Annotated in this window: 9 protein-coding genes and 1 pseudogene; 7 read left to right on the top strand and 3 right to left on the bottom strand. The window is 68.7% G+C overall.

The genetic code is table 11. The features are described 5' to 3' along the window. Positions 1-54: 54 nt before the first annotated feature. The 3 genes from FHX81_RS26455 (at position 55) to FHX81_RS26445 (ending at position 4,385) form a co-directional block, all read left to right on the top strand. Entirely contained in the window at positions 55-1,707 is a 1,653-nt protein-coding gene (locus FHX81_RS26455; protein ID WP_141980753.1) for an FAD-binding dehydrogenase, read from the top strand. 433 nt (positions 1,708-2,140) lie between these two features. Next, the gene (locus FHX81_RS26450; protein WP_170232177.1) at positions 2,141-3,514 is read left to right on the top strand and encodes a PD-(D/E)XK nuclease family protein; all 1,374 of its coding nucleotides are present in this window, start codon (positions 2,141-2,143) and stop codon (positions 3,512-3,514) included. A 220-nt stretch (positions 3,515-3,734) separates the two neighbouring features. Beyond that, entirely contained in the window at positions 3,735-4,385 is a 651-nt protein-coding gene (locus FHX81_RS26445) for a hypothetical protein (protein ID WP_141980751.1), read from the top strand. On the opposite strand, the gene FHX81_RS26440 is transcribed toward FHX81_RS26445, so the two are convergent. Beyond that, entirely contained in the window at positions 4,382-5,512 is a 1,131-nt protein-coding gene (locus FHX81_RS26440; protein ID WP_170232176.1) for an ImmA/IrrE family metallo-endopeptidase, read from the bottom strand. The genes FHX81_RS26445 and FHX81_RS26440 overlap by 4 nt on opposite strands. 728 nt (positions 5,513-6,240) lie before the next feature. Between FHX81_RS26440 and FHX81_RS26435 the strand changes: the two genes are divergently transcribed. Beyond that, on the top strand, positions 6,241-6,690 hold the full coding sequence (locus FHX81_RS26435) for a helix-turn-helix transcriptional regulator (RefSeq protein WP_141980749.1): 450 nt from the start codon (positions 6,241-6,243) through the stop codon (positions 6,688-6,690). A 108-nt stretch (positions 6,691-6,798) separates the two neighbouring features. Here the strand turns inward: FHX81_RS26435 and FHX81_RS26430 are convergent, their stop codons facing one another. Then, positions 6,799-9,534, bottom strand: coding sequence for an AfsR/SARP family transcriptional regulator (locus FHX81_RS26430; RefSeq protein ID WP_141980748.1), 2,736 nt, complete (start codon positions 9,532-9,534; stop codon positions 6,799-6,801). Positions 9,535-9,690: 156 nt separating this feature from the next. Between FHX81_RS26430 and FHX81_RS26425 the strand changes: the two genes are divergently transcribed. Genes FHX81_RS26425 through FHX81_RS26415 form a run of 3 tightly spaced genes read left to right on the top strand, consistent with a single transcriptional unit; the run spans position 9,691 to position 12,532 of the window. Then, entirely contained in the window at positions 9,691-10,107 is a 417-nt protein-coding gene (locus FHX81_RS26425) for a hypothetical protein (protein WP_141980747.1), read from the top strand. A 14-nt stretch (positions 10,108-10,121) separates the two neighbouring features. After that, positions 10,122-11,768 carry a PPE domain-containing protein gene (locus FHX81_RS42655; protein ID WP_141980746.1) on the top strand — a complete coding sequence of 549 codons (1,647 nt, stop codon included), beginning with the start codon at positions 10,122-10,124 and terminating at the stop codon, positions 11,766-11,768. Continuing rightward, complete coding sequence (locus FHX81_RS26415) at positions 11,765-12,532, top strand: ESX secretion-associated protein EspG (RefSeq protein WP_141980745.1); 768 nt, start codon at positions 11,765-11,767, stop codon at positions 12,530-12,532. The genes FHX81_RS42655 and FHX81_RS26415 overlap by 4 nt, the downstream gene beginning before the upstream one ends. Before the next feature lie 90 nt (positions 12,533-12,622). Here the strand turns inward: FHX81_RS26415 and FHX81_RS26410 are convergent. Beyond that, positions 12,623-13,489: pseudogene (locus FHX81_RS26410) on the bottom strand (NAD(P)-dependent oxidoreductase); the annotation flags it as partial. Between the last annotated feature and the right edge of the window lie 103 nt (positions 13,490-13,592).

The raw sequence follows: 13,592 nt of genomic DNA, 5'->3' as shown, positions 1-13,592 counted from the left end.
AGTGAGTTTTCTTCAACTCTCGTCCGCCGCCGGAGTTCGATCTAGACTCGCCCGATGGCAGATGCGGATGTCATCGTCGTCGGTGCCGGCCTGGCGGGCCTGGTCGCCACCGCCGAACTGGTCGACGCCGGGCGCAAGGTCATCCTCCTCGACCAGGAGCCGGAGGCCTCCCTCGGCGGTCAGGCGTTCTGGTCGTTCGGCGGGTTGTTCCTGGTCGACAGCCCGGAGCAGCGGCGGCTGAAGGTCAAGGACTCGGCGGAGCTGGCCCTGCAGGACTGGCTGGGCTCGGCCGCGTTCGACCGGGACGCCGACCACTGGCCGCGTCGGTGGGCCGAGGCGTACGTGCACTTCGCGGCCGGCGAGAAGCGGTCGTGGCTGCACGCGATGGGCGTGCGCTGGTTCCCGCTCGTGCAGTGGGCCGAGCGCGGCGGGTACCTCGCCGACGGCCACGGCAACTCCGTGCCGCGCTTCCACGTCACCTGGGGCACCGGGCCGGGCATCGTCGCGCCGTTCGAGCGGCGGGTGCGCGAGGGCGTGGCGCGCGGGCTCGTGCAGCTCAAGTTCCGGCACCGGGTGACCGGGCTGACCACCACCGGCGGCGTGGTCGACGGCGTGCGCGGCGAGGTGCTGGAGGTCAGCGCGGCAGGCCGGGGCGAGCCGAGCTCGCGGGCGGTGTCCGGCGGGTTCGAGCTGCGCGCGCAGGCCGTCGTCGTCACCTCCGGCGGCATCGGGGCCAACCACGGGATGGTGCGCCGCAACTGGCCGGCCCGCCTGGGCACGCCGCCCGAGCACATGCTGTCGGGCGTGCCCGACCACGTGGACGGCGAGATGCTCAAGGTCGTGCAGGACACCGGCGGCGAGATCATCAACGAGGACCGGATGTGGCACTACCCCGAGGGCATCGCCAACTACGCCCCGGTGTGGAGCAGGCACGGCATCCGCATCCTGCCCGGTCCGTCGTCGCTGTGGCTGGACGCGACCGGCTCGCGGCTGCCGATCCCGCTGTTCCCCGGGTTCGACGCGCTGGGCGCGTTGGAGCACATCGTGAAGACCGGGCACGGCTACTCGTGGTTCGTGCTGAACTCCAGGATCATCGGCAAGGAGTTCGCGCTGTCCGGGTCGGAGCAGAACCCCGACCTGACCGGCAAGGACGTGCGGGCCGTGCTGAAGCGGGCGATGCCGGGCGCGGTCGCGCCGGTCGAGGAGTTCGCCAAGCGGTCCGAGGAGTTCATCTTCGGCCGCACGCCGGAGGAGCTGGCGGCCGGGATGAACCAGCTCACCGGCACGTCGTTGATCGACGCGGCGGCGTTGCGGCGCACGATCGTCGAGCGCGACCGGCAGGTGGTGTCGGGGCTGGGCAAGGACATGCAGATCAACGCCATGCGCGAGGCGCGCAAGTTCATCACCGACAAGCTGATCCGCGTGGTCGAGCCGCACCCGTTGCTGGACCCGAAGGCCGGGCCGCTGATCGCCGTGCGCCTGTCCGTGCTGACCCGCAAGACGTTGGGCGGCCTGCACACCGACCTGTCCGCCCGCGTGCTGAAGGGTGACGGCACTCCGTTGGACGGCGTGTACGCGGCCGGTGAGGCGTCCGGTTTCGGCGGCGGCGGCGTCCACGGCTACCGCGCGCTGGAGGGCACGTTCCTTGGCGGGTGCCTGTTCTCCGGCCGGGTGGCGGGCCGAGCGGCGGCCGAGGCCACCGCCTGACCCGGACGCCAGCTGATCGCCCTCGCCTATACGAGCTCCAACGCTCATACATACAGACAAGATCGAACAGGGGTTCGAAGGGCACCATCCCGATAAATGCGGACGTCACGACATCGTGAACCAGAAGGTTACGACATTCGTGTGATCACCAAGCGCTCTAACGAAGCCAAACCCTCCTTCGTGTCACGCATGCCCTAGATTGGCACTCTGCGTCACACGATGAGGGGGTTTGATGGCGCACGCTCCGTTAGTCACTCCAAGGAGTGGCCAGAAGCTGATTCGCGTCACCTCCTCCGATGCAGAGGAAAGCTCACATTCCTGCGGCATCTACCTCCAGTGGAAGGTCCGACCCAACGTTCAACCACGCTCTAATCGACCTGGGGTCCGCCAACCCAAGAGCGCACTTCTCGCCATAGCTGACGCCATAAGCGAAGTGCACAGGCGTGAGGAGAGAGGCGCCAGCCTGGACGACGCCATCCAAGCGGCCAAGCACTGGTTCGACGCGCTGCACCCCGGAGTCGCCGCTTTCGCATCCAATGGCCTTGAGCAATACTTCGAGTTCCACGAGTCGAGAGAAGAAGTAACCGGCGAGTTACGTTTCATCGGCAACTGGACCACAATTCCTCATTCTGAGGAAGACACACTGCAGTTGGCCGCATGGGGCCCTCTGTACGAATCTGGAACGGGCATTCGCGAGATCCGACGCCTTCGGTATGGGCGCGCTCGCGACGGGGCATCGTCATGGTCCGACATAGCCGCGCGTGTCGCGGCCGACGCAACCGGACATCAGGAAGTCAACGGTGTCAACGTCGTTGAAGTCGGGCTGCTCGACGGTAGCAGCTACGTGATCATCGCCGACGAAACGCCGCAAACAGCCAAAGAACGATTCGATCAGCGCGGCAAGGCCGCCGCCAATAAAGCCGTGACCGGGACGACCGTGCGTCCTGGCCCGACCTGTGCACGGTGCAAGATCGTCTCGTCCTGCACCGCTTTGATCAAGCTCGACAGCGCAATGCAGCAGTCGGGCCCTGGACCGCACACTCGCTCAGTTTCCGCGAACGACCTGGCGCGGTACGAGGATTGCCCGGCGCGGTGGCACCTGGAGTCGGAGAACCTGCCAGTCGAACCGGAACACGGAGAAGCCAAGCTCCGCGGCCTGGCGGTCCAATCCTGGCTCCGCATCGCCCACAATAGGATGTTGAAGTGTACCTCTGCCGACATCCCTTCACCTGATGCGGACCATTTGGGCCTGGCAGAAGGATTTATCGACCGCGACGCCTACCGGCTGGCGTTCCCTTACCTACAGCAACACATCGCCGCATGCCCACTGCCGAACCGCATTTCGGACGTCATCTCGGTCGGACGCGACGCGCACGGATACGACTCGGTTACCGATGTCGTGCTCATCGCGAGACCGAACATGATGCTGCTCGATGACGGCAAATTGATCTTGCACGAGACGAAGACCAGCCAACGGCCGCTTCCCGCCGATGCCGATGAAGCCCGAGGCCAACACCTCGCTGTTGCCTTTGACCTGGTCATACTGGATGCCGGCCTCATCGCCCACTATTCAGCCGACTTGGGTCAGGTCAACCTGGAGGTGCTCACGCCAACCGGTGCGAAGACGTTCAAGTACCGGACGGACGATTCAGCACTCATGGCGATGGCCAAAGCGCGGATACGAAACCTCGGACGCACATGGTCGAACGACACGGACTGGCGCACTGCTCCTAGTCCTCAGTGTGGCTGGTGTCCGGTACGGCGGTGGTGCCCGGACGGAAAAACCCACGACGATATCGATCGTTGATCGACCGTCGATCGCTAACACACTACTACGACCCCGAAACACCTCAGTCGACAGGAGTCTTTTCATGGATCAGCGCGAACCTCAGCGCCCCAAGCCGGTTTCGATTCCCCGTCGCAGCACTGTCCCTCCCGTGTCTGCCCAGGTTCGACCTAGGCCCGGATTCAGTGAGCACTTACCAAACAGAGGTCTGCCTGATGCCACCTACCACTTCGATACCGGCGTGCTGTACGCCGTTGCACGTGACGAGACGATCTGCCACCACTTCAAAACTCACTACGCAGAGCGAATGCATACGACCGACCTGATCGTGCAAGAAGTGAGAGACAGGACCGCCAGCAATGGCGACTACACTAAACAACTCGTTAAAAATGCCGCTACAGACACTCTGCGGCGACTCATCGCCACTGCTGACGTCCAGGTCGATGTGACATTGCAGGACGATGAGGACGAAGTACTGTTCGATCGGATCGTGCTCCACCTGCGTGAACTGGAACAACGCAGAAATAAGAACAACGAGCGATCAACATCTGCCGAAAAGCACGTCGGCGAGGCATCCGCCATAGTATGTTCTGTCCGTGAGAGGAACAGCGGCAACAAGGTCGTGCTGTTGACCAATGACGGCGACGCAAGCGTCGCAGCCAAAACCCAAGGAGTCGACTCTCGTCATTTCGGTCACGCGCTCGTTGAACTCGTCTGCAACCGCCGCATCACTTCCGAAAAGGCGTGGCGCACCTTTGGCAGTGCCAACAAGATTACCGCAGTACCAAGCGCGGTGACGCCGAATTCTGTGGAAGAGTTCACTTGCGGCGACACGGACGGCGCCTGCATCACTTGCGACAAGCGCGCTACACTGCTTTCGTCGAAACTTTAACGGACGAGGTCGGGCATCCAACCTTGCGCATCGAGTTCCCGTTCGACTTCATGGACGTCGCGCCGGCCTAGGACATCCGCCACCACAGAACCGGACACCAATCCGTGCCGGTACGCGTCCAAGGCAAGTGACAGCATCCAGGGAGACGCTCCCTCTTCGTGCTGATGCGCACAGGCATCGTCCCAAGCCGGGGCCATACCAGCCGACGCCATGAGATCTCGTACAAGTTCCGTGGCACCTAGACCCTGCGCGAGTCGCCCTCGGTCAATCTCCATTACCTCGGAGACGGCGCGTTGCGCTGCGGTCCTACTGATACCGAAGTGGATCATCAACTTGGCCAGTGCGATCTCTTCACTCAGGTGTCGGTTAGCCTGCCAGAATCGCTGGATGGCCACGTCAGGCGCAAGGAAGTAGCGCGCGAAGTACTCGGCCCGAATTTCCGGCTCCGACCTGCCGTTGACACCGTCAACCTCGTCCACGATAATTGGCTGCTCATCCCTGAAGATTACGTGCGCAAGCTCATGAGCAAGCGTGTATCGCTGCCGGGTCCACCAGTCCCTGCTGTTCACGAGTACGACGCCACACCACCCTGATCCGATGGCATCGCCGCTACCGGCGACGTCATGGACCGTCATGCCGTGGACGTGATCGGGCAGATCTACGACGAAGACCGGAACACCCAGGGACTCGATCAGCGCCGTTAGGTCGTCCACCGGCGCATCGTCATCAATGCGAAGGATGGCTCGCATCGCCTCGGCAGTTAGCCGGGCCGCTTTCCTCAGATGCCTATCCTTGACCTGAGCGCGAAGTGCTGTTTGGCCGCGCTCGAAGCGCGGAGCGGCATCGGACGGATACCACGAGGTCAACAACCGCAGATGTTCGATCAGTTTTTGGGCACGCCAGACTGCGGGCTTGACCGGAGCCGCCGGTTGGACCAGGCCCGCGCGAAGTGCGACGGCCAGGTTTCGATCGGGCGGTGCCGCACCGGTGAGAACGGTCAACGGCACCTGCGCGTGCACTGCCAGTCGCGCCAGTTCGATCTTCTCAGCCGCCCTCCGACCTTCGATCACATCAGCTAGCCAACCCTGGCCGACACCCAAACCGAGGCTGCGATATATCTGATCCAACGTGAGCGGACTACCATTTAATGCAACTAACAGACGCTCACCCCGTAACGGCATTTCGCCCATTCCTGTCACGACTCCCCCGGTCGATTGTCAAACCAAAGGTTACCGCAGGGCACCGACAGACACTCAGACTCGCAGCTAGCGTCACACGGGTGGGCTAACGAAAGGTCGAATATATGAGCAATGCTCAATTATTGCGCAATTTGCGAACGAGACGACTACACCTTAGTCAACGTTGTAGCCATCGTACGAGACCCCGAAGTCCAGTCCGACGATCCCACCCAGCAGGACACGGGCAGGTCTCAGGCCAGATCAGCACGACCGCCCCACGGGGCGACGTACGACAACTTAGAGTGACCCTCGACGGCTCCATGGGTTGACACTCGTCAACCCATGGAGCTAAGTTTGAGGCATCCCAACAACCAACGATGGGGAGGGTGGTTGCGCAAAGAGGTACGCAAACTCCTCGAGGAGCTTGAACGTCAGGGCTTCACGTACCGGGTGACCAGCAAGCAGCATTACATGGTCTTCCGGCCCAGCGGTCAGTGGGCTGCCACGATCGCCGGGACCGCGAGCGACAGCAGGTCCCTGGCTAACGCCATATCCGAGCTCCGGAACGCCGGCTTCGTGTGGCGGCGTTGATCGACTCCACCTTGTCAGGTCGCCCTGGACCGGTTGCCGCCGGTCCGGGGCCTTCCCCCCTCATCGTACAACCTTGGAGGAGGCTGGTGAACACCTTCACCGTAAAGATCGACCTCGACGCGCCTGAACCGACATCCGACCAAGTCGATGTGCTTATGGACCTGTTTGAGGAGTACCACTGCACCTGGGGTATGTCCCACGACAGACTACGAGCACAACTCACCATCCCTGGTGCGACCTTCCTCCAAGCAGCACACTTGGCGGGCCTCGTCGTGGGCGAAGCGGTGGAACGCGCCGGGTACGGCTCGCCGCCCGTAGTCGCCATCACCGTCATGACCGAAGCCGAGTTCGAACGCCGAGAGGCCGAACACGACATCCCGGACCTGCTGTCCACGGAGGAGGTGGCCATACGACTTGGCATCAGCAGGCAAGCAGTAGTCAAACGAGCCGCGAAGCTGGGCGGGAAGAAGGTCGGGGATCGAGCTTGGGTCTTCGACGCAGCGGTGATCGACGAGCTGATCGAGGAGAACGGCTGAGGTCGCAGTCGTCGCCGTGATCGCCATGCCGTGCGATCGGCCGTGGGCACGTCCACCGTTTCAACGGCCGATCGCCCCCCGCATGCCCAGTTCGTGGTGCCTCGTGTTTCACGGGGCGGTGCAGGCGGTCACGTCCAGCTTGCGGGCCAGGTCGTCGGCGTCGGGCAGGCGCAGGTCGCGGTAGAGCCGGAGGGCGGCCAGCCAGTGCGGGCGGGCGGCGGCCTGGCCCTCCGACTGCTCCAGCACGTCGCCGATCGCCCGGTGGCACAGGGCCTCCTGGTAGCGGTCGCCCAGGCGGGCCGCCAGCGCCAGACCCGCGCGGTACGACTCCAGGGCCTCGTCGGCGCGGCCCAGTTGCTGCGACGCGGCACCGACGGTGTGCAACGTGGCCGTGTGCGCCTTCGACGGCGCGGACGGGAACAAGCCCAACGCCTCCGTCGCGTGCCGCAACGCCTCCTCCGGCTGGTGCTTGCGCAGCAGCACGTTCGCCAGGTTGTTCTGGATGCTGGCCTGCGACCGGTTGTCCCCGACCTCCCGCGCCACCTCCAGCGCCTCCAGGATCGTCTCCTGCGCGCGGTCCAGCTGGTCGTCCGCCATCAGGCAGTACCCGAGGTTCGCCAACGCCGCCAGCTCCAGGTGCCGGTCACCGTCGGCCAGCGACGCCGCCCGCGTGCACGCCTCGACCGCCTCGTCGATCCGCCCCATGTCGGCCAGTGTCGACCCCAGCCGCAGCAGGAACGTCGCCTCGGCGTGCCGGTCGCCCAACGACCGCGCCGCCGCCAACCCGATGCGGCACAGCGCCAGCCGGTCCAGCCGGTTGCCCCGGCGGAAGTGGAACGCGTCCAGGCACAGCGCCAACTGCCAGGTCCGCTCCCGCTGCCCGCCGTTGACCGCGATGTCCAGGGCCAGCCCGAGGTTCGCCTCCTCCAGCGTGAACCAGTCCAGCGCCGCCGCGTGCGACGACAGCTCCGGGAACGACGCCGGCCGGTGCTCGGCCGGCCCGAACGGCCGCACGTGGTCCGACAGGTGCGCCCGCGCCCGGTCCGCCACGTGCAGGTAGTAGTCCAGCAGCCGGTTGGTCGCCACCTGGTTGTCCACCTCGGACTCGGTGGCCGCCAGGTGGTGCGTGAACAGCCGCACCAGGTCGTGCCGCGAGTACCGGTCCGGGGTCGACTCGTGCAGCAGGTTCGCGTACGCCAACGTCCGCAGGTGGGTGCGCGCGCTGACCACGTTGATGTCCAGCAACGCCGCCGCCGTGTAGCTGTCCAGGTCCGTCCCGGGGTGCAGGCCCAGCCGCCGGAACAGCCGCGCCGCGCCCTCCGGCAGTTCCCGGTAGCTCACCGCCAGCGCCGCGTGCACCCCCCGCCCCGCCTCCGGCAACGACAGCGCCGCCAGCCGCCCCTGCTCGTCGCGCAGTTCGTCGACCAGCGACTGGACCGTCCACCGCGGCCGGGACGCCAATCGCGCGCCGGCGATCCGCAGCGCCAGCGGCAGCCGGTCGCAGAGCTCCACCAGCTCGGCCACCGCGTCCGGCTCCTGCTCGACCCGCTGGCGTCCCAGCAACGCCGTCAGCAGGTCCTCGGCGCTCGACTCCGGCAACGTCGGCACGTGCAGCGACGACGCGCCCTCCGTCACCACGAGGTCGTCCAGCCGGTGCCTGCTGGTCACCAGCACCAGGCACCGCGGCGAGCCGGGCAGCAGCGACCGGACCTGCTCGGCCGACCGGGCGTTGTCCAGGAACACCAGCACCCGGCGACCGGCCAGCAGCGACCGGTATTGCGCGGCCTGGCCCTCCAGGTCCACCGCGATCTGCGAGTCGGTCAGGCCCAGCGCCCGCAGGAACCCGATCAACGCCGTGCGCGGGTCCAGCGGCTCGGTCTCGTCGAACCCGCGCAGGTTCACGAACAACTGCCCGTCCGGGAAGTCGCCCGCCACACCGTGCGCCCACCGCAGCGCCAACGCCGTCTTGCCCACCCCGGCGGGACCCACCAGCAGACCGATGGCCGAGTCCTGCCCGATCAACGCCGCGCCGAGGTCGGACAGCTCCTCCTCGCGCCCGACGAACCCGCGGTGCTCGCGCGGCAACTGCGCGGGCGCGCGGTCCACCGGCGGGGCCGGCGCGGTGTCGCCCGCCAGCACGGTCCGGTAGGCCTCGCGCAGCTCCGGCCCGGGGTCCACGCCCAGCTCGTCGGCCAACCGCTCCCGCGTCCGGTGGTACAGCGCCAGCGCCTCGGCCTGCCGCCCGGTCCGGTGCAGCGCCAGCACGAGCCGCGACACCAGCGCCTCCCGCAACGGGTTGGCGTCCACCGCGTCGCGGAGCCCGGACACCGCCTCGGCCGCCCGGTCCGTGCGCGTCAGCCGGGTCGCGAGCTCCTGCACGGCCACCAGCCGCAGCTCCTCCAGCCGCGCCGACACCGCCTCCCGCAACTGGTCGCCCGGCACGTCGGCGAGCAGCGGGCCGCGCCACAGCGCCAACGCCTCCCGCAGCAGCCGCACCGCGTCGTCGTCCGCCGCCTCCCGCGCGCCGGCCAGCAGGTCCTCGAACCGGAACACGTCGACGGCCGCGCGTTCGCCGGTCAGCACGTAGCCGGGGGCGCGGGTGACGAGCGCGACACCGCCGGAGAGCACCTTGCGCAGTTGGGCGATATGTCCTTGGAGGGCGGCTTTGGCCTGCGGCGGCGGTGAGCCGTCCCACACCAAATCCAGCAGGCGGTCGCCGGACACCACGCGGTTCAGCTCGAGCGCGAGTGCCGCGAGCACCGTCCGCCGCTTGGCCGCGCCCAGCCGAACGGCGTCCCCACCTGCGGAAACCAGCTCGACGGGGCCAAGCAGGTTCACCCGCATCCGCAAGCCCTTTCGGCGTTGTCACCGTGCAGTCGAAGAGTTTCCCACAGTCGTCACGACGCTCTGGCGGGCCGCGTTGGGCGCGCGTTGGCCGGGCGTTGGAGCGCACCGGGATGGTGGGTTTCGTCCAGCAGGCTGCCTTCGCGAGGGATACCGATGTACATCGCCGAAACCGGGGATGAAGTGGCCCCGCCCCAGGAGGTCCCGACCGTCAACGGTCAGGTCGTGGCGCTCCGGGAGACCGTGAACTCCGGCCGGGTGTCGCTCGATCCCGCCACCGGCGAGGAACTGCGCAAGATGCTCCTGGAGCAGATGGACCAGGTCGACTCGTGGCTGGAGCGCGCCGGCCGGCTGGCCCGTCCCGCGCCCATCGGCCGCAACCCCGTCGGCGACCGGCTGGCGCAGAAGTTCGAGGCGCGCGCGGACGGCGACCCGCGGTCGTTCGTGGCCGTGATGACGGCCTACCGCGAGGTGCTGCAGCAGACGCACGACTCGGTGCAGAACGCGATCCGCAACTTCACCGCGGTCGACGAAGAGAGCAGCGTCGAGCTGCGCAAGCTGAGCGGGAACTGAGGGGGCTGGCGACGATGGTGGAGCGCGCGGAGACGGAACAGCAGCTCAAGCGGTTGATCCGGGAAGAGCGTGAGATCGACCTGGTCCTCACCGACACCCAGAACTGGGCGTCGCGCTCGCACCGCGAGCTGTACGAGGCGGTGCACCACAACAACGACCCGGGCCAGACGGGCGAGATCGGCGCGGAGTGGGGCCAGTTCGGCACCGAGCTGACCGAGGCCGCCCGGCTGATCAACGAACGGGTCGCGCTGACCGAGTCCGGCTGGACGGGCGACGCGGCGGACGCGGCGCGGCTCGCGATCAAGGGCCTGGCCGACTGGGTCACGCACACCGCCGAGACCGCGGTCGAGGTCGGCAAGCGGGTGCAGGACGAGAGCCAGATCATGGAGAACGCGCGGGCGAGCATGCCCGAGCCGGTCGAGTTCAACTGGGACCAGGCCACCGGCGTGTTCACCGCGGGCGGCATCCAGGGCCTGGCCAGCTCGGCGGCCGACGTGCAGGCGGCCAACGACCACGCGCGGGCGCTGCACGAGCACGCCGTGACCGTCATGAGCACGATGGAGCGGGAGTCGCAGGCGGTCGACCAGACCACGCCGCAGTTCAGCGCGCCGTTCAACCCGGTCACCGGCCGCACCGAGGAGCCGCAGGTCGCGATGCTGCGGTCCGCGTCGACCGCCACGCTGGCGGGCGCGGGCGTGGACGCCCTGGGCAGCTCGGGCGGCGCCACGGCCCCGTCGGCGTACACGGCGACGACAGCGGCCCAGCCGATGCAGGCCGCACGGGCGGTCGAGGCGCCGCAGGCCTACCAGCCGACGCAGCAGACGTCGGCCACGCAGCCGTCCGGCTACTCGGCCCCGGCCGCGTCCTACCCGTCGGCCCCCGGGTCGTACACCGGCCCGGCCGGGTACGGCAGCGGCACGGCCCCGCAGCCGGTGTACCGCCCCGAGGGCACGACGGCCGCCGCCGCGGCGGCCCAGGTGCCGGTGGCGAACCCGTACACGCCGCCGTCGGGCACCAACCCCGGCCACACCTACACCCCGCCGGCCAACACCGGCTACACCCCGCCCGGCGGCAGCGGTTACGTGCCGCCGTACCAGCCGGCCAACCCCAACGCGGTGCCCCGCCAGGGCGGCGGCACCCTGCCGCCCGGCGTGAAGCCGCCGACCTACGTCCCGGCCGGCAGCCCCGGCACGCCTCCGCTGCCCGGTGGCGGCGGCACGGGTGGCGGCGGTGGCGGTGGCGGTGGCGGCGTGCCCGGTGCGCGCATCCCCGGCGGCGGCATGCCCCCCGGCGGCTTCGGCGGCGGTGCCGGTGGTTTCGGCGGCGGCGCGGGCGGTTTCGGCCCGACCGGGTCCGGTGGCGCCGGCGGTGCGGGCGGCTCGCTGGCCGCGGGCGGGTCGACGGGCGCGCTCGGCGGTCAGGGGCCGCGCGGCCCGATGCCGGTCGGCGGGTTCGGGCCCGGCGGCGCGGCGGCGGCGTCCCCGATGGCGGGTGGCGCGCCGATGGGCGGCGCCCCGGCGGGCGGCCAGCAGGGCGAGGACAAGGAGCACCGGGCCGCGGCGTACATCCGCGGTGAGGACATCTTCGAGGTGCCCGGCGAGAACCTGCCCCCGTCGGTCATCGGCGGCTCGAAGCCCAAGAAGAAGGGCGACCAGTCGTGATCGAGCCCGAGTTCCTGCTCACCCCGCGTGAGCTGGACGTGCTGTGGCAGCACCTGGACCTCGGCCGGTTGCCGTACCCGCTGGACGTGCCGAGCCTGGGTGACACCGAGGAGGAGCGCAAGCGCTTGCGGGAGGAGGTGCTCGCCGCGTACGGCGAGCCCGCCCCCCGGCTGGTGGAGCTGCTGCGGCTGCTCGGCGACCACGAGGTGGCCGTGGACGCGGTCGCGCACGCCGACCGGGCGGTGCGCGCGGTGGCCGTGTCCGACGGCAACCGCGCGGCGATGGCGGTGATCGACAGCGGCTCGATCGGCGTGCTGGAGATCCGGCCGACCGCGTTGGCCCGGTCGATCGTGGAGGTGCTGCCGGCCGGGTCCGCCGGGCCGGGCAGCGCGTTGTCGCTGCGGCTGGAGGCCCTGACCTCGGCCGTCGCGATGCAGGACGAGCAGTCCGACGACGAGGACGACGACCCGTGGGGCGGCGGCGGCGAGCTGGACGAGCGCGAGGCGCTGCAGAAGGCCGGGCTCTCGCGCGAGGACGCGACCGCGGTGAGCGAGCTGGCGGCGAGCCGGATCGCGGGCGGCCAGTTCGGCGTCACGGTGGGCGGCGGCTACCGGCGTGACCGGGCGGGTGCGCTGATCACCTGGTTCGACACCCCGCAGGGCCGCTACCTGATGGTCAACGAGAACGGCTGGCTGAGCCTCGCGCCGACCGACAACGACCGCATCGCCACCCGCATCGCCTCCGTCCTGTCCACCGTCGCCTGACCGACCCCCGTTCCGAACGCAGGACCCTCGCGCGAGGGTCCTGCGTTCGGAACGCGGGAGTCCTCCGTTCGGAGCACCCGAGTCGAACGCTCAGGACGCCGACCGGAACCGCTCCACCAGCCGCGAGTAGCTGTCGTCGCCGTGCCCGGCCTCCACCGCCGCCCGGACCAGCTCCGACGTGTACGAGGGCAGCCCCGCGTCGATCCCCCGCTCCCGGCTCTCCCGAACCAGGTCGTCCACGGCCGGCAGGTGGTGCTTCAACGCGCCGAACGGCACCGCGTGCTCGCCCCGGTCCACCTCCTCCGCCAACGACGGCAGGTAGCCGAGCAGCCCGGTCAACGACGCCGACGCCGCCTCCACGAACCGCTTCACCTCCACGCCCTGGCTCGACAACAACGCCGCCGCGTGCAGGAACCCGTTGAGCGTGCCCCACATGGTGCCGTTCATCGCCATCCCGAACAACGCCGGTACGCCCGCGTCATCCCCCAGAAAAGTCGCACGCCCGCCCAACAACAACAGCACTCCGCGGTGGTCGTTGAAAGCGGCTTCGTCACCGCCGTAGAACACCACCGAATCGGGATGCCCGATTGCCGGCGCGATGGTCATGATCTGCCCGTGCACGTACCGCGCACCCCGTGCCGCGACCCACGCCGAGAGTCCGCGCGCCTCGCTGGACGTCCCGTCGGTCAGGTTCACCACCACCCGCCCCGCCAGCGACCCGGCCGACGCCAGGACAGCCCGCGCCGCCTCGTTGCCCTTGACGTTCACCACCACGAGGTCAGCGCCCGCCACGGCGTCCTCCACCGACGACGAGCCCACCGCACCCCTGGCGACGAGGGCCTCCGCCCTGCCCGGCGTGCGGTTCCACACCGCGGTCCGCTGCCCGCCCGCGAGGAACGCCGCGGCCAGCGCGCTCCCCATCTCCCCCAGTCCCAGCACAGTCACTGCCATGGCCGCGACGCTAGGACCTCGGCCTTACTGGAGGTCAAGCGGCGCCGAAGATCACGGCCCGCTGAAGACCCGGGTTGATCGTCTTGCCGCAACGCGGTCGGTGGCCAGT

The organism is Saccharothrix saharensis (genome assembly GCF_006716745.1).
In the GTDB taxonomy this organism is placed as follows: Bacteria; Actinomycetota; Actinomycetes; order Mycobacteriales; family Pseudonocardiaceae; genus Actinosynnema; species Actinosynnema saharense.
This window is presented reverse-complemented; position numbering and strand designations above follow the sequence as displayed.

What these genes read in the sequence shown, in the direction of transcription:
- FHX81_RS26455 (WP_141980753.1), top strand. Translation starts at nt 55, where the DNA reads ATGGCAGATGCGGATGTCATCGTCGTCGGTGCCGGCCTGGCGGGCCTG.
- FHX81_RS26430 (WP_141980748.1), bottom strand. Translation starts at nt 9,534, where the DNA reads ATGCGGGTGAACCTGCTTGGCCCCGTCGAGCTGGTTTCCGCAGGTGGG.
- FHX81_RS26425 (WP_141980747.1), top strand. Translation starts at nt 9,691, where the DNA reads ATGTACATCGCCGAAACCGGGGATGAAGTGGCCCCGCCCCAGGAGGTC.
- FHX81_RS42655 (WP_141980746.1), top strand. Translation starts at nt 10,122, where the DNA reads ATGGTGGAGCGCGCGGAGACGGAACAGCAGCTCAAGCGGTTGATCCGG.